13 protein-coding genes and 1 pseudogene are annotated in these 21,721 nt (G+C 72.4%); 9 read left to right on the plus strand and 5 right to left on the minus strand.

Annotated elements, in window-relative coordinates:
* Position 1: 1 nt before the first annotated feature.
* From C4J65_RS12320 to C4J65_RS12330, 3 genes are all read right to left on the minus strand, one after another.
* Entirely contained in the window at positions 2–1,519 is a 1,518-nt protein-coding gene (locus C4J65_RS12320) for a DUF5719 family protein (RefSeq protein WP_115742449.1), read from the minus strand.
* Entirely contained in the window at positions 1,516–5,337 is a 3,822-nt protein-coding gene (locus tag C4J65_RS12325) for a glycosyltransferase (protein ID WP_115742450.1), read from the minus strand. The genes C4J65_RS12320 and C4J65_RS12325 overlap by 4 nt, the downstream gene beginning before the upstream one ends.
* A 188-nt stretch (positions 5,338–5,525) precedes the next feature.
* The gene (locus C4J65_RS12330; protein WP_003975777.1) at positions 5,526–5,789 is read right to left on the minus strand and encodes a WhiB family transcriptional regulator; all 264 of its coding nucleotides are present in this window, start codon (positions 5,787–5,789) and stop codon (positions 5,526–5,528) included.
* 687 nt (positions 5,790–6,476) lie between these two features.
* Between C4J65_RS12330 and C4J65_RS12340 the strand changes: the two genes are divergently transcribed.
* From C4J65_RS12340 to C4J65_RS12355, 4 genes and pseudogenes are all read left to right on the plus strand, one after another.
* Entirely contained in the window at positions 6,477–6,971 is a 495-nt protein-coding gene (locus C4J65_RS12340; protein WP_115742451.1) for a cysteine dioxygenase family protein, read from the plus strand.
* A 128-nt stretch (positions 6,972–7,099) separates the two neighbouring features.
* Positions 7,100–8,059 (plus strand): 2-phospho-L-lactate transferase, encoded by a 960-nt coding sequence (cofD, locus tag C4J65_RS12345; RefSeq protein WP_115742452.1) that lies wholly within the window; start codon positions 7,100–7,102, stop codon positions 8,057–8,059.
* Positions 8,056–9,396 carry a coenzyme F420-0:L-glutamate ligase gene (locus C4J65_RS12350; RefSeq protein ID WP_115742453.1) on the plus strand — a complete coding sequence of 447 codons (1,341 nt, stop codon included), beginning with the start codon at positions 8,056–8,058 and terminating at the stop codon, positions 9,394–9,396. The genes cofD and C4J65_RS12350 overlap by 4 nt, the downstream gene beginning before the upstream one ends.
* 95 nt (positions 9,397–9,491) lie before the next feature.
* A pseudogene (locus C4J65_RS12355) lies at positions 9,492–10,471 on the plus strand (DNA-3-methyladenine glycosylase 2 family protein).
* A 197-nt stretch (positions 10,472–10,668) separates the two neighbouring features.
* On the opposite strand, the gene C4J65_RS12360 reads toward C4J65_RS12355, so the two are convergent.
* Entirely contained in the window at positions 10,669–11,751 is a 1,083-nt protein-coding gene (locus C4J65_RS12360) for an NDP-sugar synthase (RefSeq protein ID WP_115742454.1), read from the minus strand.
* 75 nt (positions 11,752–11,826) lie between these two features.
* Complete coding sequence (locus C4J65_RS12365; RefSeq protein ID WP_115742455.1) at positions 11,827–13,077, minus strand: N-acetylmuramoyl-L-alanine amidase; 1,251 nt, start codon at positions 13,075–13,077, stop codon at positions 11,827–11,829.
* Positions 13,078–13,216: 139 nt separating this feature from the next.
* On the opposite strand from C4J65_RS12365, the gene C4J65_RS12370 reads away from it, so the two are divergent.
* The 5 genes from C4J65_RS12370 (at position 13,217) to C4J65_RS12390 (ending at position 21,651) form a co-directional block, all read left to right on the plus strand.
* Positions 13,217–13,981, plus strand: a complete 765-nt coding sequence (locus tag C4J65_RS12370; RefSeq protein WP_115742456.1) for a TIGR03089 family protein — start codon at positions 13,217–13,219, stop codon at positions 13,979–13,981.
* Between the two features lie 696 nt (positions 13,982–14,677).
* Positions 14,678–15,868, plus strand: a complete 1,191-nt coding sequence (locus C4J65_RS12375; protein ID WP_115742457.1) for an LCP family protein — start codon at positions 14,678–14,680, stop codon at positions 15,866–15,868.
* 266 nt (positions 15,869–16,134) lie between these two features.
* The gene (locus C4J65_RS12380) at positions 16,135–17,868 is read left to right on the plus strand and encodes an LCP family protein (RefSeq protein ID WP_115742458.1); all 1,734 of its coding nucleotides are present in this window, start codon (positions 16,135–16,137) and stop codon (positions 17,866–17,868) included.
* A gap of 167 nt (positions 17,869–18,035) precedes the next feature.
* Positions 18,036–19,739, plus strand: a complete 1,704-nt coding sequence (locus C4J65_RS12385; protein ID WP_205350993.1) for an LCP family protein — start codon at positions 18,036–18,038, stop codon at positions 19,737–19,739.
* A 205-nt stretch (positions 19,740–19,944) separates the two neighbouring features.
* A complete protein-coding gene (locus C4J65_RS12390; RefSeq protein WP_205350994.1) occupies positions 19,945–21,651 on the plus strand; it encodes an LCP family protein in 1,707 nt (568 codons plus the stop codon).
* Positions 21,652–21,721 lie beyond the last annotated feature (70 nt).

Genomic DNA, 21,721 nt, shown 5'->3' on the forward strand with positions numbered 1-21,721 from the left:
GCTACTTCTGCAGCACCGACAGGTCCTCGTCCGCGTTCGGCACCGAGACCGTGCCCCGGTCGTCGGGGAGGGTCTGGACGGTGAAGGCCGCCACGTCGTCGTCCGAACCCGTCAGGGTGCGGGACGCGTGGACCGGGCCGCCCGAGACGGTCTCGACGGTCAGCGCGTAGGAGCCCTTGAGTCCGGCGGGAACCGGTGCGTCGACGTTCTGGGTCGTGCCCGCCCCGACCGTGTACGTCTTGGTCGCCGTCGTGCCGCCCTCGGTGCCCGCCGACGCCGTGACCTTGACCTTCGCCGCCTTCCCGGGCGCGGAGAGGGCCAGGGTGGTGCTCTTGGCGCGGTTGTCCGCGACGGTCGCGCGCGCACCGACCGGGTCGGCGGCCGGGATGAACGCGGACTCCTGCTCGTCGCCCTTGCCCCGCACGACCCGGACCGCGGCCACGACCGGAACGGACCGGTCCGTCGGGGTCAGCACCAGCGAACCCGCCTCGCCGCGGGTGACCTCGCCGAGGTCGACGCCGGTCGTCATACCGGCCTTGACGTGCACCGTCTCATGGCCGGCCGGTGTGATCAGACCGGACGGCGAGGCGAGCCGCACCTTCAGGTCGGCGTCGGTGCCGCCGGGTGTGAACAGCACCAGGCGGACGGCGGTGGCGTCCTTCGGGATGCCCGGCAGCACGAGGTCGCCGGCCGGGTCCGCGGCCGCGGTCAGCCAGTCGCCGCCGGTCTTGTCGTCCAGGGCCTGCACCGCGGCGCCGAGCCGTCCGCTGCGCACGCCGACGTGCACGGTCAGGTCGGTCTGCTTCACGTCGCTGAGCGTGGCCAGCAGGAGGGACTCACTGCCGTGCGGTGGCACCGTGACGCCCTCCCCCACCGTGGACTTCAGGGCTCCGTCCTTGCCGTACAGCTCGATGTCGACGACGGCCGCCGAGTCGTCGGGGTTCGTCAGGTGCACGTAGTCGGTGCGGCCGGTCGCCGTGCTGGCGCCCGGGAACCAGAACTCCGTGTCCGGAGCGGTGCAGTTGACGCCCTGCAGGCCCCGGCCGGTCCCGGCGGCGACCTCCGTCGTCTGCTGGACCGTCCAGCCGGGCGCGCTGCCTCCCTCGGCGGTGCCGATGAGCGCGGGGGTGTCGGCGCCGGTGGCCTCCCCCGCGACGGGGGTGCCGGGCGCCTTGGGCTGGACTACCGGCTTCTCGTCCTTCTGGTCCTTCTGGTCCTTCTGGTCCTTCTGGTCCTTCTGGTCCTTCCCGGCGTCCTCGGCCGACTCCGCCGTCGCGAGTTCCGCGCCGCCCTTCTCGTCCGCGCCCTTCGTGACGGGGGTGAAGGACGTGTACGCGGTCTCGGCGAGGTCGGAGGTGCTGGGCGCCGGGCACAGCAGGCTGGTGCGCTCCACGGGCAGCCGGGCGGCCGGTGCCGCCGTGTCCGTGCCGGAGCCGTCCGGGGCGGACACCGCCGCGAAACCGGTGACCGCGGCGAGCGCCGTCGCACAGGCGATCAGGGACAGGGTCGTGCGCTTCACTGCTGGCTCCCGTCGGGACGCTCACTGCCCGTGCCGTGGGGCTGCTGGGGCTGCTGGGGCTGCTGGGGCTGCTGGGAAGGGTCGTACGTCGTGTCGTATCCGCCCTGTCCGTACGTCTGGTCGTAGGCGGGGTCGTAGCCGCCCTCCTGAGCCTGCGTCGGGTCGCCGTAGGCGTAGGGGTCGTACTGCCCCGACCCGTACTGCGCGCCCTGGTCGCCCTGGCTGCCGTGACCGCCCTGGTAGGCGTCCGCCTGGTACGGGTCCGCCGCCTGGTACGGCTGCTGTCCGTACGCGCCCGGGTCGTACTGCTGGGCGCCCTGGTACTGCTCACCGCCGTAGCCACCGTCGTAGGAGCCGTACCCGGCGCCGGTGTACCCCGTCGCGTCCCATTCGCCGTACGCCTGCTGTTGCGGGACCGGCACGGGGGCCTGGAGCGGTGGCTCGGGCACCTCGGCGGCGTCACCCGCCGCTCCGTGGCCCGGCTCCGCCTCCGAGCCTGCCCCGGCCTCCGCTTCGGCCTCGGCCTGGGCGCGCAGTCGCCGGGCCCGGCGCCCTTCGCCGTCGACGGGCTGGGCGGGGACGAGCGGCTCGTCGGGCAGGTCGTCGTCGACGTCGCGGCGCCTGCCGGGCAGGGCGAGGACGACCAGGACGACGGCGAGGAGTCCCTGGGCCCACAGCCAGGCCGTGTGCGTGAACGGGTCGTCGTAGGTGACGTCCAGCCGGCCGCCGGAGGCGGGGAGTTCGAAGCCCTGGGCCCAGCCGTCGACCGTGGTGCGGGCCAGCGGCTTGCCGTCCAGGGTGGCCGTCCAGCCCTCGGCGGCGGTGTCGGCGAGGCGCAGTACCCGGCCCTCGGTGCCCGCCTCGATGTCGGTGTGGATCTCCACAGGTCCGGCCGCCACGGGCTCGGGCTCGCCGCCACCGGACTTCCCGGCGCCGGCCTTGTCGCCGGTCACGATGGTCGCGCGCGCGACCTCCTGGTCCACCCGCCACAGTCCGCTGCCGTCCTGCTGGCTGAGCCTGCTCAGTCCGGGCGTGGCGTCCAGGACGCGGGTGACCTCGCGGGGGGCGCCCTTGTGCACGAGCACGTAGCGCACCGCGAACCCGCCGAGTTGGTCGGCCTGGTCGGCGCCGGAGCCGGCCACCAGGTTGGCGACGACCTTGTCCAGCGTGCTGTTGCCACCGTCGCCGGAGGCCAGTTCGCCGTCGCCGAGGCGGGCGCCGGAGCCGCGGACCAGCATGTAGCCCACGTGCGCGGCGGAGTCGCTGTCGAGGACGAGGGTGCGGGCCTGGTCGCGGGTGTGGCTCTCCTCGGCGACGAACGCGGGCACCTGCACGGGATCGCGGCGCTCCACGGGGCCGTCGGCGCCGCCGAACATCCAGCCGGCGGCGGCGATCAGCGGGCCGAGGGCCGAAGCGAGGGCGATCAGGGCGGCGACCGGCTGGCGCCAGCCGAAGCTCTGCTCGGCCACGCGGAAGCGGGCCCCGTCGGCGCCGAGTGTCGCGGCGGACAGCAGGGCGATGCCGTAGACGAGGGTGGCGGGGCCGGCCCAGCCGGAGCGGTTGGAGAGCACCGAGAAGACCAGGGCGACCAGGGCAACGGCCCAGGCGGTACGGACGCCCAACTGCCGCTCGGAGCGCAGCAGGGCGGCCAGCGCGGCCAGCACGATGCCGAGGAGGAGCAGCCCGCCCACCGTGCCGGGACCGCCGGGGCTGGCGCCGAGCAGGTCGAGGGCGGAGGCGGCCGAGGAGCCGTACTCGAGCCCGGCCTCGTCGAAGAAGCCGAACGGCAGCAGCGACAGCGACCAGGGGGCGAGCAGCAGCAGCGGGGTGCCGAGCTGGGCGAGGAAGCGCGGCCCGTACGCCGTGATCTCGCCGCGCCGCAGGGCGAGCACCCCGATGCCGAGGACCAGCGCGACGGGCCACACGACGGGCGTGAAGGCGGTGGTGACGGTGAGGAGCAGGGCGTACGCCCAGGTGGCACGCCAGCTGCCGCGGGCGCCGGAGGAGCCCGACAGGCCGGCCGCCGCGACGCCCGCGCGCGCGATGAGCGGCAGCAGTACGGCGAGGACGGCGGTGCCGATGCGGCCGCCGGCGAGCGCGCCGGTGGCGGCGGGCAGGAAGGCGTAGGCGACCGCGGCCCAGGCGCGCAGCAGCCGGGACGGGACCAGCGGGCGGGAGGCGAAGTACGCGGTGGCACCGGCCAGGGGCACCGAGCAGACCATCAGCAGGGTGACGGCGAGTCCGGTGGAGCCGAGCAGCAGCGACGCGACGGTGGCGACGATCGCCAGGTAGGGCGGTGCGGAGGCGGTGCCGCCGGTGCCGACCGTGTGCCAGGCGTCCGCGTACCGCGACCACAGCTCACCGGCGCCGGCCGGTGCGGGCAGCAGCGCGCCGCCCGCCAGGGCGCCGCCGCCGAGGAGCGCCCGGCAGGCGGCCAGCGAGACGAGCAGCAGCACCAGGAAGAGCACCGGCCCCGGCTTGCGGGCGATGCGCTTGAGGCGGGCGAACTGCTCGATCTCCAGGAAGTCGGCGTCGTCGCCGCCCGGTCCGGACTCGATGCCGCCGCCGTGCCGTCCGGCGCCCGCGGCGGCCTCGGCGTCGGAGCTGCCGAAGAGGTCGCCCGCGACCTGCTCGACGGTGGCCCGGACGGTCGCGCCCGGGGGCGGGAACAGGGGCCGCAGTTCGTCCTTCTCGACCTGCGGGCGGCCGCGTTCGCGCCGGCCCGCGATGATCCGCTCGGGCCGCAGCAGGACGCCGAGCAGGCCCCGGATCTCGTCGAGGGCCTGACCGGGGACCTTGCCGACGAGGTAGGCGACGGTGCGCAGCAGCGTGCCGAGGACGACGCGCAGCAGCACCCACGGCAGGACGGCGGTGCGGACGTTGACCAGGAGGGTGTGGACGGCGCCGGCCTTGTCCACCTTGTGCGGTGAGGCGGTGGTGCGGCCGGCGCAGTCGACGGCGCGGCGTTCGCGTGAGGCCGCCTCGGCGTGACGGACGACCGCCTCGGGAGCGACGAGGACGCGCAGTCCGGCGGCGTGCGCGCGCCAGCACAGGTCGACGTCGTCGCGCATCAGGGGCAGCCGGCGGTCGAATCCGCCGAGCCGCTCGAAGACGTCGCGCCGGATCAGCATGCCGGCGGTGGACACCGACAGCACGGTTTTGACGTGGTCGTGCTGCCCCTGGTCCTGTTCGCGACGGTCCAGGCCGGTCCAGCGGCGGCCGGAGTTGGCGATGGAGACGCCGACCTCCAGCAACTGCCTGCGGTCGTACCAGCCGCGCAGTTTGGGGCCGACGACGGCGACGTCGTCGCGGCCGAGTTCGTACTCGGTGTCCACGACGCGCAGCAGCTGGGCGAGGGCCTCGGGTTCGGGGGCGCAGTCGTCGTGCAGCAGCCACAGCCACTGGACGGGCTCTCCGTGGGGAAGCTCCGGCATGTCGTAGGCGTCGTCGCGCCAGGAACGGGTGACGGGGTCCCAGCCGCTGGGCCGCCTCAGGTACGGCAGGTCCTCGGGGGTGAGGACGGGGGCGATGCGGGCGGCCTCCTCGACGGCCTGGCCGAAGCCGGTGCGCCGGGCGAGGTGGAGCACGCGGTCGTCGCCGAGCGCTTCGGCGACCAGCCGGGAGGAGTCGTCGGCGCTGCCGGTGTCGGCGGCCACGGCGTACTGGACGGGGCGCTCCTGGCCCAGCAGCCCGGCGAGCGCGTCGGGCAGCCAGCGGGCTCCGTCGTGGGCGACGAGGACCGCGGTCACCACGTGACGCGGGAACTCAGGTGTGGCAGCCAGGTCTTGCTGGGCTGCCGTGTGACTCTGCACGGACATCGAGGTACGGGCCCCGGTTCAGTGGACTGCGGTGGACGCCCGTGCCCGTTGAGGGTGGCGGGGCGTCTCGGACGAGCGCCCACACTATCGGCTGGGCAGCAAGAGGGCCCGCCGCCTGTGGACAACCCACCTGCGACGGGCCGTTCTCGCTGATCGGGCCGTTTCCGCCGCTGCGTCGGGCGGTGCTTTCAGACCGCGGCCTTCTTGAGCCGGCGGCGTTCCCTCTCGGACAGGCCGCCCCAGATGCCGAAGCGCTCGTCGTTGGCAAGGGCGTACTCGAGGCATTCGGAGCGGACCTCACAGGCGAGGCAGACCTTCTTGGCCTCGCGGGTGGAGCCGCCCTTCTCGGGGAAGAAGGACTCGGGGTCGGTCTGGGCGCACAGTGCGCGCTCCTGCCAGCCGAGTTCCTCGTCCGCGTCGTCGACCAGCAGTTGCTGCACCAGCTCGGTCATGTGCGCCCCTCGTCTGTCTTTCGCGTCCCCGTGATCTAGCCGTTACCGATTCCGGCTGAACGACACGAGTGAAATTACAAGTGTGCTGCTCCGGGCGAGTCAAGCCGGGATCTGCTATTGGGCCCCTTATTCACTCTGCGGAACCAAGCCCATGCAGTAAGTGTTCAAATCGCCATAAACCTTGACATACCCATGAGGCCCACCGGGACACCCGCCCCGATTCACGCCCGCACCAGGAAGGACGCCCCGGCGTTCGATCCCGTTCCGATACACGCGCCGAAGCGAACCTGATCACATTCGGATCACGGGATCGCAACGGGGGTTGTGCGCCCGGCTTGTGCGCCATGTGTCCCGGAAGCCGTCTGAGCAAACCTTTCGGCAGGACGATCAACCGGATGAGGTGAAACATGTCCCACATAACGGGCATCGAGTTGACAGTGCTGGTGTGAACCGCTGTCCTTGAGGGCATGCTCGCGAACTTGGCGCTCGCCTCGACCCGCACCGCCGGGTCCCACGGTGCTGCCCGCGCTCGCTGTAGCTGTCGCCGCTGTTCCAGCTGTTGAGCCAACCGCGCTCCGGCTGTCCCCGAGTCCCACGTGACTCGACTGCTCCGTTCCCGCCCCACCAGGGCGTGCTTCGTCCTTCGCTCCGCTCCGCCGCTCTCTTCCGCCGAGGAACCACGCACCCATGAACAGCGACAGCGACCTCCAGATCGCCGGCGACATCCTCGAAGTCCCCCACCTGCTGCAGGCTCCGCGCGAGCACCCGGCCACCGTCGCCGAGTTCGCCGGTCTGCTCCGCTCCGTCGCCGCCGACCGGTCCGAGTGGGGGCACCTCGTCCGGTACGACGCGACGACCCGCTGGTACCACCGGCTGCGCACCGGCCCCGGGTACGAGGTCTGGTTGCTGTCCTGGGTGCCGGGACAGGGCAGCGGACGCCACGACCACGGCCCCTCCTCCGGCGTGTGGACGGTCCTGGAGGGCACCCTCACCGAACACACGGAGCGCGGCACACACGCGTTGGGCGCCGGCACGCAGCGCGTGTTCGCACCGGGGTACGCGCACGAGGTGGTCAACGACGCGCTGGAGCCGGCGGTCAGCCTGCACGTCTACTACCCGGGCCTGACCGAGATGCCCATGCACTCCCCGCAGTGCTCGGCCGCCGCGGCGACGACCGGCTGACGCGATGACGACCGGCTGACGCGATGACGACCGGCTGACGCGATGACGACCGGCTGACGCGGTGACGACCGGCTGACGCGGTGACGACTGGCTGACGCGCTGTCGTACCCGCCTGCAAGACTGGGGCCATGCGCATTGTGGTTCTGGCAGGCGGCATCGGTGGTGCCCGGTTCCTGCGTGGTCTCAGGCAGGCCGCGCCGGACGCGGACATCACGGTCATCGGCAACACCGGGGACGATATCCACCTCTTCGGGCTGAAGGTCTGCCCGGACCTCGACACGGTGATGTACACGCTCGGCGGCGGCATCAACGAGGAGCAGGGCTGGGGTCGGGCCGACGAGACCTTCCACCTCAAGGAGGAACTGGCGGCGTACGGCGTCGGCCCCGAGTGGTTCGGCCTCGGCGACCGCGACTTCGCCACGCACATCGTGCGGACGCAGATGATCACCGCGGGCTTTCCGCTGAGCGCGGTGACCGAGGCGCTGTGCGATCGCTGGAAGCCCGGTGTGCGCCTGATCCCGATGACCGACGACCGCGTGGAGACGCATGTCGCGGTCGAGCTGGACGGGGAGCGCAAGGCGATCCACTTCCAGGAGTACTGGGTGCGCCTGCGCGCCTCCGTCCCCGCCGAGGCCGTCGTCCCGGTCGGCGCCGAGCAGGCCAAGCCGGCCCCCGGCGTCCTGGAGGCCATCGGGGAGGCGGACGTGATCCTCTTCCCGCCCTCCAACCCGGTCGTCTCCATCGGCACGATCCTCGCCGTGCCCGGCATCCGCGAGGCGATCGCCGACGCCGGGGTGCCGGTGGTGGGCCTCTCCCCCATCGTCGGCGACGCGCCCGTGCGCGGGATGGCCGACAAGGTGCTCGCCGCGGTCGGCGTGGAGTCCACGGCCGCCGCGGTCGCCGAGCACTACGGCTCGGGCCTCCTCGACGGCTGGCTGGTCGACACGGTCGACGCGGACGCCGTCACCCGGGTCAGGGCGGCCGGCGTCCTCTGCCGCGCCGTACCGCTGATGATGACCGACCTCGACGCGACGGCGCGGATGGCCCGGGAGGCGCTGACGCTGGCGGAGGAGGTGCGGGAGGCATGAGCGACGAGGCGCACGACGACGCTCCCGGCCGGGACGGCTGCCTGGCCGGCTACCGGGTGTGGGCCCTGCCCGGACTGCCCGAGGTGCGGCCGGGCGACGACCTGGCCAAGCTGATCGCGGCCGCCGAGCCCGCGCTGGCCGACGGGGACGTGCTGCTCGTCACGTCCAAGATCGTGTCCAAGGCCGAGGGCCGGGTCGTCGAGGCCGCCGACCGGGAGGCCGCGATCGACGCGGAGACCGTACGGGTGGTGGCCCGGCGCGGCCCGCTGCGCATCGTCGAGAACCGCCAGGGCCTGGTCATGGCGGCGGCCGGCGTCGACGCCTCCAACACCCCGGCCGGGACGGTACTGCTGCTCCCCGAGGACCCCGACGCCTCCGCGCGCAGCATCCGCGAGGGACTCCGCGACACGCTCGGCGTGGACGTCGGCGTCATCGTCACCGACACCTTCGGGCGCCCCTGGCGGGCCGGGCTCACGGACGTGGCGATCGGTGCCGCGGGCGTCCGCGTCCTGGACGACCTGCGCGGCGGCACGGACGCGCACGGCAATCCGCTCGGCGCCACCGTCGTCGCCACCGCGGACGAGCTGGCCGCCGCGGGCGACCTGGTCAAGGGCAAGGCCGCGGGCCTGCCCGTGGCCGTCGTGCGCGGGCTGCCGCAGGTGGTCGCCGAGGACGACGGCGAGGGCGCGCGGGCGATGGTGCGCGGCGCGCGCGACGACATGTTCCGCCTCGGCACCTCGGAGGCGGTACGGCAGGCGGTCGTCCAGCGCCGTACGGTGCGGGCCTTCACGGACGAGCCGGTCGATCCCGGTGCCGTACGGCGGGCGGTGGCCGCGGCCGTGACCGCGCCGGCACCGCACCACACGACGCCGTGGCGGTTCGTGCTCCTGGAGTCCGGGGAGTCCCGCACCCGGCTCCTCGACGCGATGCGCGACGCCTGGATCGCCGACCTGCGGCGCGACGGAAAGAGCGAGGAGTCCGTCGCCAAGCGCGTGCGACGCGGCGACGTCCTGCGCAACGCGCCCTACCTCGTCGTCCCCTGCCTGGTCATGGACGGCTCGCACACCTACGGGGACGTGCGCCGCGACGGGGCCGAGCGGGAGATGTTCGTGGTCGCCACCGGCGCGGGCGTACAGAACCTGCTCGTCGCGCTCGCCGGGGAGCGGCTGGGCTCGGCGTGGGTGTCCTCGACGATGTTCTGCCGGGACGTCGTGCGGGAGGTGCTGGGGCTGCCGGGCGGCTGGGATCCGATGGGGGCGGTGGCGGTCGGGCATCCCGCCGAGGAGCCGAAGGCCCGGCCGGAGCGGGACGCGGAGGCGTTCATCGAGGTGCGGTGAGCCCTCTACTCTCGTAGGGGCCCTCTCCTTACTTTCTCGTCAGGGCTCTCGCCCGCTCCCCCGCTTCTCCCCCACTTCGCCCAAGGACCTCACTCGTGGCAGGACGCTTCGCCCCCCGGCCCCCGCGCGCCGCTGTGCGCGACGGGATCCCCCGGCAGGCGCTCGCGCCGGGCCGGGTACGGGTGTGGGTGCCGGACGGGCCGCTGGACCTGGGGCTGGTGCTCGGGCCGCTGCGGCGCGGGCCGGGCGATCCGACGTTCCGGACGATGCCGGACGGCTCGGTGTGGCGGGCCGGCCGGACGCCCGCCGGGCCGGGCACGCTGCGGGTCACCGCGCGCGGCGGCGAGGTACGGGGCCAGGCCTGGGGCCGGGGGCCGAGTGGCTGCTGGAGCAGCTGCCGCGGATGCTGGGCGCCGAGGACGACCCGTCCGCGTTCGTGCCGCGACACCGGCTGCTGGCGGTCACGGCCCATCGGCGGCCGGGGCTGCGGCTGACGCGGACCGGGCTGGTGCTGGAGTCGTTGATCCCGTCGATCCTGGAGCAGAAGGTCACGACGCTGGAGGCGTACCAGGCGTGGCGGCTGCTCGTACGGAAGTTCGGGGAGCCGGCGCCGGGGCCCGCGCCCGGGCGGATGTGTGTGATGCCGGCGGCGCGGACGTGGGCGCTGATCCCGTCCTGGGAGTGGCATCTGGCCGGGGTGGACGACAAGCGGGCGTCGACGATCCTGCGGGCCGTGCGGGTCGCCGCGCGGCTGGAGGAGGCGGCTGCGATGGAGCCGGCGGCGGCGCGGGAGCGGCTGGAGGTGCTGCCGGGGGTGGGGCCGTGGACGTCGGCGGAGACGGTGCAGCGCAGTCATGGGGCGGCGGACGCGGTGACGGTGGGGGATCTGCATCTGCCGGGGATCGTGGGGTTCGCGCTGGGTGGGGACCGGTACGCGGACGACGCGGAGATGCTGCGCTTGCTCGAGCCGTATGCGGGTCAGCGGCATCGGGCGGCTCGGCTGGTGTTGCTGAGCGGGCGGGTGCCGGGGAGGCGGGCGCCGCGGATGGCTCCGCGGGGGATCGAGCGGTTGTAGGTGGTCCGGCGTTCCCTTGGCGCCCGGGGTGGGTGTGGGCGGCGGGTGGGTGCGCGGCCCGGCGTGGCGGGGTGCCGCTGCGCCCACCCGTGCCGCCCCAGCGGCACGACTGCCCGTAGCTACGGCGGCACGCGACGGTCCGTAGCTATGGCGGCACGCGACTGCTCGGAAGCGGGAGGGGGCACGGCTATCTGTTACTACGCGTCCGGGGAGAAGCGTAGGGCTCCCGGGGGGATGTGGGCGTTGCACCAGATTCGGGCGCCGGAGCGGAGTTCGTTGTCGGCGCCGACGACCGCGCCGTCGCCGATGACCGTGTCGGCGAGGACCGAGCGGGTGCCGACGCGGGCGCGGGCGCCGATGAGGGAGTCGGTGATGACGGCCCCCGGCTCGATGACGGCGCCCGGCAGGATCGTGCTGCCGAAGACGCGGGCCCCCTCCGCCACGAAGGCGCCCTCGCCGACCACCGTGCCGCCGGCCAGCTTGGCGTCGCGCGCGACCCGTGCCGTGGGCAGGACGAGGCGGTCGCCGCAGCGGCCCGGTACGGCCGGAGACGGGGCGCGGCCCAGGACCAGGTCGGCCGAGCCGCGGACGAAGGCCGCCGGGGTGCCCAGGTCCAGCCAGTACGTGGAGTCGACCATGCCCTGGAGGTGCGCGCCGGTGGCGAGGAGCTCCGGGAAGGTCTCGCGTTCGACCGAGACCGGGCGCCCCGCCGGGATGGTGTCGATGACGGAGCGGCGGAAGACGTACGCCCCCGCGTTGATCTGGTCGGTGACGATCTCCTCGGGGGTCTGGGGCTTCTCCAGGAAGGCGAGCACCCTGCCCGTGCCGTCCGTGGGGACCAGCCCGTACGCCCTCGGGTCGGTCACCTGCGTCAGGTGCAGGGAGACGTCCGCGCCCGTCGTCCCGTGGGTGCGGACCAGCGCGCCGATGTCCAGGCCCGTCAGGATGTCGCCGTTGAAGATCAGCACCGGTTCGTCGGGGCCCGAGTGCAGCCGGGACGCCACGTTGCGGATCGCGCCGCCGGTGCCGAGCGGCTCCTCCTCCGTGACGTACTCGAGGTGCAGGCCGAGGGCCGAGCCGTCGCCGAAGTACGGCTCGAAGACCTCGGCCAGGTAGCTCGTCGCGAGCACGATGTGCTCGACGCCGGCCGCCTTGGCCCGCGCCAGCTGGTGTGTGAGGAACGGCACCCCGGCGGCCCGGACCATGGGCTTGGGCGTGTTCACCGTGAGCGGGCGCAGCCGCGTGCCCTTGCCGCCGACCAGGAGGATCGCTTCTGTCACCTGTCGTCTCTGCTTCCTGCCGGGACCGGCCGAACTGTCTTTCGGCGGGCCAGTGTATGCAGACCGTTCACACGCTCAGCGGCCCTGGTACTGCGCCGCCTTCGCACGGGCCGTGCCGAGCCTGGCGTAGAGCTTCGTGCCGGGGCAGTTCGTGGCGAAGCCGTCGCGATGACCGGAGATGACGTTCAGTCGTACCTTCCTGCCCTTTCGGTAGAGGTTGCCACCCCCGGACTTCAGGTATGTCTTCCCGCGCGGATTCATGCCGTAGAGCCCGACCTTCCACGCGGTGAGCCGGGCGATCGCCTTCAGCGCGGCCGACGACGGCTTCTTCGAGCTGTACGTGCCGAGCACGGCGATTCCCATGCTGTTGGAGTTGAACCCCAGGGTGTGGGCGCCGAGCACCGGCTTGGACACGCCTCCGGCCCGGCCCTCGTAGATGTGTCCGCACTTGTCGACGAGGAAGTTGTAGCCGAGGTCGCGCCAGCCCGTGCTGTGGACGTGGTAGCGGTAGATACCGCGGATGACCGACGGCGCCTGCGCGCAGCGGTAGTTGTTGCCGGTGGCCGAGTGGTGCACGAAGGCCGTCTTGACCTTCTTCGTGTACACGAACCCCTTCTCGCGCAGCTTCTCGTCGGCGCCCCAGCCGCGGCGCGTGGTGATGCCCGGGCGGGGGCCGACATGCGGCCCGGCCTTCCGTCGCGCGGGAAGCGCGGGGAGTACGGAGGGTTCCGTCCGGGTCCGCGCGCGGTTCGTCGGCGGCGGGGCGCCCTCGCCGGGGTCGACGAGTTCGAGGCGCAGGCCGGCGGGGAGCGGCGAGGCGGAGCGGGCGGTACCGGGCGTGTTCCCGGCCCGCACCCGGACCTCGACGCCGTCGGACTCGCCCACCCACAGCGGTGCGGTGGCCCCGCGAACCCGGCCCGAGGCGCTCTCCGGGGTACCCGGGTCGGCGGCGTGGTCGGCGTTGTGGGTCTCCAGTTCCTGCCAGCCGGACCAGGTGCCGGTGGCGGTGGCACGAGTACGGACCTCGACGCGGCCGTGGAGTTCGGTGGCGGGGCTGTCCCAGACGACGCCGACGAGCGAGAAGTGCCGTACGTCCGAGCGTCGCAGGCTCTGTTCGGCCGCACCGGCCGCACCGGGCGCACGGTCGCGGGCGAGGGGGGCGAGGGGCAGCGACTGGGTGCCGCCGGGGGCGTATGCCCCGGGCCGTGCGGTCGAACTCGTCGGGGGTGGGGCCGGGGAGGTGGCGGCTGCCGCGGGCGGGGCGAGCGGGAGGGCCAGGGCCGCCGCGCACGTGACGCCGGTCGAGGAAGCTAGGAATCCACGCATGCCCCTGATATTGGACATGATCCTACAAATATGTCCATTGGGGATCTGACGGGTCGTAGGGTGCCTTGGACCGATCCGGTGGTGGCGCGGTCCGCCGTGCGCTCGTTGCGCGTTACCCGTCCCGCGTACGCTTGCGCGGGTGAACGCGACCGATCGCACCCCTGCCGACCTGCTGAGTTCCGCGCTCGCCGCGGACCCGGGACGCCCCCTGGTGACCTTCTACGACGACGCCACGGGCGAACGCGTCGAACTGTCCGTGGCCACTTTCGCCAATTGGGTGGCCAAGACCGCGAACCTGCTCCAGGACGAACTCTCCGTCGAACCCGGCGACCGGGTGGCGCTGCTGCTGCCGGCGCACTGGCAGACGGCCGTGTGGCTGCTGGCGTGCGCGTCGGTGGGTGTCGTCGCCGACGTGGCGGGTGATCCGGGGGCGGCGGACGCGGTCGTGAGCGGGCCGGAGCCGGAGTCGCTGGAGGCGGCGCGGGCGTGCTCGGGTCCGCGGATCGCGCTGGCGTTGCGGCCGCTGGGGGGACGGTTCGCGCCGGCGCCGCCGGAGGGCTTCGCCGACTACGCGGTGGAGGTGCCGGGGCAGGGGGACCGGTTCGTGCCGTACGCGCCGGTGGAGCCGGAGGCGCCCGCACTGATCGTGGCGGGGCGGGAGTTCAGTGGGGCCGAGGTCGTGGAGCGGGCTCGGGCGGAGGCGTCGGGGCTGGGGCTCACGGGGCCGGGGGCACGGATTCTGTCGGGGTTGCCGTACGACACGTGGGAGGGGTTGAGCGCGGGGTTGTACGGGCCGCTCGCGAGTGGGGGGTCGGTGGTGCTGTGCCGGCATCTGGAGCTGGCGGCGGCGGGTGTGGTGGACCAGCGGATCGAGACGGAGCGGGTTTCGGCGACGGCGCGGTGAGGTTTCGCGGGGTGGGTGTTGGCGGACCGGCGTCGAGGTGGACGCCGGTGAGTCGATGAACCGGAGCTGACCGGCGCCCGGGGTGGGTGTGGGCGCGGGGTGGGGTGGGGTGGACCCGGCGTCGGGGTGGGCGCGGGGTGAGATGCGCCGCCCGGCGCTCACGGGGCGCCGCCAACAAGGCGATGAACCAGAGCCGACCCGGACCCGGCCTCGGAGTGAGCGCCAGGTGAGATGCGCCGCCCAGCGCTCACCGGGCGCCGCCAACAAGGCGATGAACCGAGCCAACCCGGACCCGGCCTCGGCGTGAGCGCCAGGTGAGGTGCGCGGCCCGACGCTGACGGGGTGCCGTGCCGCCTGCGCCCACCCGTGCCGCCCCGGGCGGCACGAATGCCCGCAGGTTGCGCGGGGGGTGCCTCACGTGCTCGCAAGTTGCCCGGCGGGAGACGCCTCGCCTGCTCGCAAGTTACCCGGCGAGGGACGCCTCACGTGCTCGCAAGTTACCCGGCGAGGGACGCCTCACGTGCTCGCAAGTTACCCGGCGAGGGACGCCTCACGTGCTCGCAAGTTGCCCGGCGAGGGACGCCTCGCCTGCTCGCAGGTTGCGGGGGTGACGCTCGTTCGGGCTAGCTGCGTGCTGTCTTCCGGGGCTGCTCGGGGCATGGTCGTAGCAGCGTGCGGGTGTGGACGGAGGCAGGTGTGGGCGATGACGCGGGCACGGCGGACTCCGGCGGGGGCCCGGGGCACGGGGCGTCCGCGAGCGGGGTCGGGCTGAAGCGGCGGCGACGCAGGCGGCGGCTGGGGATCGCCGGGATCGTGGTCGTCGCGCTGGCAGGGGGCGCGGTGGGCGTCGGGTGGGCCGTGTACGCGAAGCTGAGCGGCAACATCACCGCGGACGAGGCGGCCGCGGCCGAACTCGCCCGGTACGAGAAGGAGCGGCCCACCTCGCTGGTGCGCGGCGCGCAGAACGTCCTGCTGATCGGGTCGGACTCCCGGTCCGGGGACGGCAACGCGCGCTACGGGCGGGACTCCGGGACCGAGCGGTCGGACACCACGATCCTGCTGCACCTGGCCGCGGGCCGGGACAGCGTCACCGCCGTCTCCCTCCCCCGCGACCTGATGGTGGACGTCCCCGGCTGCCACCGGCCGGACGGGTCACTCACCGAGCCGGCGCTCCAGCAGTTCAACTACGCCTTCGCCGTGGGCGGTTCGGCGTGCTCCATCCGTACGGTGGAGAAGCTGACCGGCATCCGGATCGACCACCACGTGGTCGTCGACTTCGAGGGCTTCAAGGAGATGGTCGACGCGCTCGACGGCGTCGAGGTGTGCCTGCGAAAGCCGGTCGACGACAAGGACGCCAAGCTGAAACTGCCCGCGGGCCGGGTGACGCTCGACGGGGAGCAGGCGCTCGGGTACGTCCGGGCGCGGAAGTCGCTCGGCGACGGCAGCGACACCGACCGGATGGACCGGCAGCAGCGCTTCCTGGGAGCGCTCGTGAGCAAGGTGCAGAGCAATGACGTGCTGCTGAATCCGGTGAAGCTGTACCCCGTTCTGGACGCCGCCACGTCGTCGCTCACCACGGACCCGGGCCTGGCGAGTCTGCGCGATTTGTACGACCTTGTGCGTGGGCTGCGCGGGATTCCCACCGAGCGCGTGCAATTCCTGACCGTCCCCCGGGAGTCCTACTCGGGCGACGCCAATCGGGACCAGCTCGTGCAGCCCGCCGCGGAGAAGCTGTTCACCCGCCTGCGCACGGACGAACCCGTGACGATCACGGCTGCCCGACGGGACTCGACGGGCGGTACGGCGAATTCCGGCGAACCCGGTGACCCCGATTCCCCGGCGCCCACGTTCAGCGGGAACACCGCCGACGAGGACGTCTGCGAGTAAAGCGCATTCCAAAAAGAAGCCACCCGCATGCAGGGCGGGCACGAACGCGCGGGCAATTGTCCAAGAAATGGCCCGGATTGCCCAGTTGTAAGGTTCGTGGAATGCGTCACTGCCGTCGCCCTACGCCGAAGGGGGCGGTTAGTGTGAGCGATCCGGTGTGCCCGGCCGCGGACTTCAGCCCTGGCCACGCACTGAACTGACGTGAGCGAGACCGTGCGCCCGGAGGGGAGGGCGCCGCGTGGCCCCGACGGAGGATTCGGACAACCGTGGACGCGCAAGGCCGTGGGCGGGCGGAGGACATCGACCCCGCAGACCAGTGGGTACTCAATCCGGACACCGGTGACTACGAACTGCGACTGTCCCCTTCCGCACCGCAGTCACCCGTTCCGAGGCCCCGCCGGGCCACCCCCGCACCGGATCCCGAGATTCCGGTGCCCCGCAGACGCCGCGCGACGCCCGAGGAGCCGCCACCGCCCGGCCGGCGTGAGCGCGAGGAGCCGCCACCCGGCCGGCGCGGTCGCCGGCGGCCGGCGAAGAAGAAGTCGCGGGGCAAGAAGATCCTGCTGTGGACCGGCGGCACGATGGCGTTCGTCGTCCTCGCCGTCGGCGCCGCCGGATACCTCTACCTGCAGCACCTCAACGACAACATCGAGTCCCTCCCCGACGACGGCGCGAGCACCGGCGGGTTCCAGAAGGACCAGGCGATCAACATCCTGCTGATCGGCACGGACAAGCGCACCGGTTCCGGCAACGACGGCTACGGCGACAAGGGCAGCGCGGGCCACGCCGACACCACGCTCCTGCTGCACGTCTCCAAGGACCGCTCCAACGCGACCGCACTCAGCATCCCGCGCGACCTGATCGTCGACGTCCCCGACTGCCCGACCACGCAGGAGGACGGGAGCACGAAGGTCATCCCGGGTTCCTCCGGTGTCCGCTTCAACACCAGCCTCGGCCAGAGCGGCCGCACGCCCAGCTGCACCATGCGGACCGTCACCGAGTTGACCGGCGTCACGCCCGACAACTTCATGGTGGCCGACTTCAACGCGGTCAAGACCCTCTCCTCGGCGGTCGGCGGGGTCGAGGTCTGTCTGGCCAAGGACATCGACGACCCCGACTCGCACCTGAACCTGTCGGCGGGCAAGCACACCGTCGAGGGCGAGGAGGCACTCGCCTTCGTCCGCACCCGGCACTCGGTCGGATTCGGCGGCGACCTGAGCCGTATCGAGCTCCAGCAGCAGTTCCTCAGCTCGCTGATGCGCAAGCTGAAGTCCAACGACACGCTCACCAGCCCGACCAAGATGGTGAAGCTGGCCGAGGCGGGCACCGATGCGCTGACCGTCGACGCCAAGCTGAAGAGCATCGGCAAGCTGAAGGACCTCGGTCTGGAGCTGGGCAAGCTCGACACCAAGAACCTCACCTTCGCCACGGTCCCGGTGAAGGACAACCCGGCCGAGGAGACGCCGGTGACCGTCGTCCTCAAGGACGGCCCCGCCCAGCAGGTCTTCGACATGGTCAAGAACGACATCTCCTTCACCGAGGTCAAGAAGCAGGAGAAGGAGAAGAAGAACAAGGAGGACGCCGCGGTCGCCGCCCGCCTTGAGGGCGAGAAGTCCGAGCCCTCCGAGGTCCGCGTCCGCGTCCTCAACGGCGGCGCCTCGTCCGGCAGCGCGGGGCGGGAGCTGACCTACCTCCAGAACGAGGCGGGCGTCACCAAGTCGGAGAACGCGGGCAACGCCCCCGCCGACATCGCGAAGACCACCCTGGAGTACGCCCCCGACCAGGCCGACCAGGCCCGCGCCCTCGCCGAGATCCTCGGCCTGTCCGGCGCCGCCATGAAGCCCGGGGAGAGCGTCACCAACTCCCAGGGCCTGCCCGCCATGACCCTCACCCTCGGCAAGGACTTCAAGGGCGCGGGCGTCAAGCTCGACGCCACCTCCGCCAAGGCACCGGAGGACCTCCAGAAGTCCACGGCGGACAAGGTCGAGTGCGCGAAGTGACCTGAGGGCCTCCACGCACGTCTGACAGTACGACAGTCCATCGGTCGACCGGTCCAACCGCGAACAAACCACCGGGCGTCGTACAGCCAACGCGAGGCTTCGTACGTCCAACTGTGCGAACAGGTCGCGTGCGGGAGCACGTTCGCGGGTCCGAGGGTGGGAGAGGCATGACGCAGAGCAGTGTGCGCGGGGAGGGAACGCGACCCGACACGGTCCGGCACGCCCGCGGCAGGCGAGCCGGACGCAGCGGCCGTGACGAGGGCGGGGCGGGAACGGGCGGGCGGGGCGGCCCGGGTGGCAACGGCGGCCACGGCGGGCGCCCCGGGCGGCGGCGCGCGGGAGGGCGTCGGCACCGGGCACTGAGGTGGTCCGCGACAACCCTCGCGGTACTGATACTCGGCACGGCCGGCGCCGGATACCTCTACTACCAGCACCTGAACGGCAACATCGACAAGGGCGAGCGCAGCAGCGGCGACTCCAAGGCGCACAAGGCCGAGCCGAACGCGGCCGGACAGACGCCGCTGAACATCCTGCTGCTCGGCTCCGACAGCCGCGCCTCCGACGCCAACGTGGCGCTGGGCGGCGGCAAGAACCACCGCGACAACCCGCCGCTGGCCGACGTGCAGATGCTGATCCACCTGTCCGCCGACCGCAAGAGCGCCTCGGTGGTGAGCATCCCCCGGGACACCCGGGTCGACATCCCGGCCTGCGAGAACCCCGACAGCGGCGAGAAGTTCCCGGCGACCAACGCCATCATCAACACCTCGCTGGCCCGCGGCGGCGCCGGCTGCACGCTGGCCACCTGGGAGAACCTCACCGGGGTCTACATCGACCACTGGATGACGATCGACTTCGCGGGCGTCGTCTCGATGGCGGACGCCATCGGCGGGGTCGAGGTGTGCGTGAACCAGAACGTGTGGGACCGCCCGCTGCCGGGCGTGCCCGGCGGCTCCGGCCTGAAGATGACCGCCGGCCGGAAGAAGGTCGAGGGCGAGCAGGCGCTGCAGTGGCTGCGCACCCGGCACGCCTGGGGCAGCGACCCGCTGCGGGCCCGGGCCCAGCACATGTACATGAACTCGATGATCCGCACGCTGAAGAGCCAGAACGTCTTCACGGACGCCGGCCGGCTGATGGACCTGGCCGAGGCCGCCACGAAGTCGCTGACGGTGTCCGAGGAGATCGGCACCGTGAAGAAGCTGTACGACCTGGGCATGCAGCTCAAGACGGTGCCCACGGACCGCCTCACCATGACCACGATCCCCACCGTCGAGGACCCCGAGGACAAGAACCACCTGCTTCCGGCCCCCGACGCCGACAGGATGTGGGCGATGCTCCGCGACGACGTGTCCTTCGACGACAAGGGCACGAAGGAGAAGAAGGACACGGGCACGGGAGACGGCAAGGCCGACGCCGGCGCGCAGGGCGACACCGGGCAGCCCTCCGACGAGCCCGCCGCCGACTCCGAGATCGGCGTCCTCGTCCAGAACGCCACCCGCTCGGCCACCCTGGGCCCGGTCACCGGCCGGGCCGGTGACATCGCCGGGAGGCTGGTGGACAAGGGCTTCGCCAAGGCGGCCAAGGACACCTCGGCGGCGCTCTCCGAGGAGCGGACCGTAGTGCGTTACCCGAGCGACGAGTTGGCGGGGGACGCGCGGCGTGTCGCCGAGGCGCTGGGGATCCCCGCGAACGCGGTGCGCAAGTCCACGGACGTGTCCGGGATCACTCTCGTCGTGGGAGCTGACTGGCGCGAGGGGACGTCCTATCCGAAGCAGAAGACGCCCGAGGCCGGAGACCTGCCGGAGACCAGCGACGCCATCAACGGCTCGGACACCAGCAAGTGCATGGACGTCTACAAGCCCTACCGATGGTAGGAGTTCACGAAAATAGGAGGGAATGCCCTGTTGTAGGGGTGACGATCGTGACACCAGGGTCGTTCGACGCCGAACCAGGCGGATAGTGTGAGCGCTCCGGTGCCCCCTGCCGCGAGGTCCGCCCTGGCGTCGTGCACTTGTTGACTTTTACCGGGCACCTTCAGAGGAAGGTGCCGCGTGGCCCCCGACGGAGGATTGGGAGACCGTGGACGCGCAAGGACGTGGGCGGGCAGACGACGTCGATCCCGCAGACCAGTGGGTGCTGAATCCGCGGACCGGTGAGTACGAACTGCGACTGTCCCCCTCCGCACCGGAGTCGTCCGTGCCGGGGCCCCGCGCGGAAGGCCCCCGTACGGCGGGGCGCCGTACGACCGCTCCGGGCCGTGAGGTGCCGCCCCAGCGGCGGCGGCGTCCGGAGCCCGAGGCGCCGGTGCCCGGGCGGCGCGGACGTCGGCCGGAGAAGAAGAAGTCCAGGGGCAAGCGGGTCCTGCTGTGGACCGGCGGCAGCATGGCCTTCGTCGTCCTGGTGGCCGGTGTGGGCGGCTACGTCTACCTCAAGCACCTTGAAGGCAACGTCTCGACGACGGACGTCGGCACCGCCGGAAGCAGCAGCTTCAAGAAGGACGAGGCCTTCAACATCCTCATCATCGGCACCGACAAGCGCACCGGTGAGGGCAACGAGGGCTACGGCGACAAGGGCAGCGCCGGGCACGCGGACACCAACATCCTGCTGCACGTCGCCAAGGACCGCTCCAACGCCACCGCGCTCAGCATCCCCCGCGACCTGATCGTCGACATCCCCGACTGCGAGACGACGCAGGAGGACGGGACGAAGAAGGTCGTCCCCGGTACCTCCGACGTCCGCTTCAACCAGAGCCTCGGCGACTTCGGCCGGGACGCGGGCTGCACGATGCGCACGGTGGCGGAGACGACCGGCATCAAGCCGGACCACTTCATGATGGCCGACTTCAACGCGGTCAAGACGCTCACCACGGCGGTCGACGGGGTCGACGTGTGCGTGGAGCACGCCGTGGACGACCCGAAGTCCCATCTCGAGCTGCCCGCGGGCGAGTCCAAGGTCGAGGGCGAGCAGGCACTGGCCTTCGTCCGCACCCGGCACGCCTTCGGCAACGAGGGCGACCTGGACCGCATCAAGGTGCAGCAGCAGTTCCTGGGCTCGCTGATGCGCAAGATGGCCTCCGGCGACACCCTCACCAGCCCCACCAAGCTGGTGAAACTCGCCGAGGCCGCGACCAAGGCCCTCACCGTGGACAGCGCCATCGGCAAGGTGGGCACGCTCAAGGACATCGCCCTGGAGCTGAAGAAGGTGCCGACGAAGAACATCACGTTCACCACGGTGCCGGTGATCGACAACCCGGCCGAGAAGGTCAAGGCGACGGTGGTCGTGAACGAGGCCAAGGGCCCCCAGGTCTTCGACATGATCAAGAACGACATCTCCTTCACCGAGGTCGAGCAGAAGAAAAAGAAGGAGAAGGCCGAGGTCGCCGCCCGGCTCAAGGGCGAGAAGTCCGAGCCCGGCGAGGTCCGCGTCCGCGTCATGAACGGCGGCGCCCCCACCGGCAGCGCCCAGCAGGAACTGGCCTACCTGCAGACCCAGGCCGGGGTCTCCAAGTCGGAGAACGCGGGCAACGCCCCCGCCGACATCGCGAAGACCACCCTGGAGTACGCCCCCGACCAGGCCGACCAGGCCCGCGCCCTCGCCGAGATCCTCGGCCTGTCCGGCGCCGCCATGAAGCCCGGCGAGAGCGTCACCAACTCCCAGGGCCTGCCCACCATGACCCTCACCCTCGGCAAGGACTTCAAGGGCGCGGGCGTCAAGCTCGACGGCTCCGTCAAGAAGCCGGACCTGGACACCGAGTCCACGGCCGACCAGAAGCTGTGCGCCAGTTGACCTGAGGGGCCTGTCGTACGTCTCACAGGGCGGCGACGGGCCCACGCGGTGGCCCGGGGGTGGGGAGGGA

It is taken from the genome of Streptomyces sp. CB09001 (assembly GCF_003369795.1).
GTDB lineage: Bacteria > Actinomycetota > Actinomycetes > Streptomycetales > Streptomycetaceae > Streptomyces.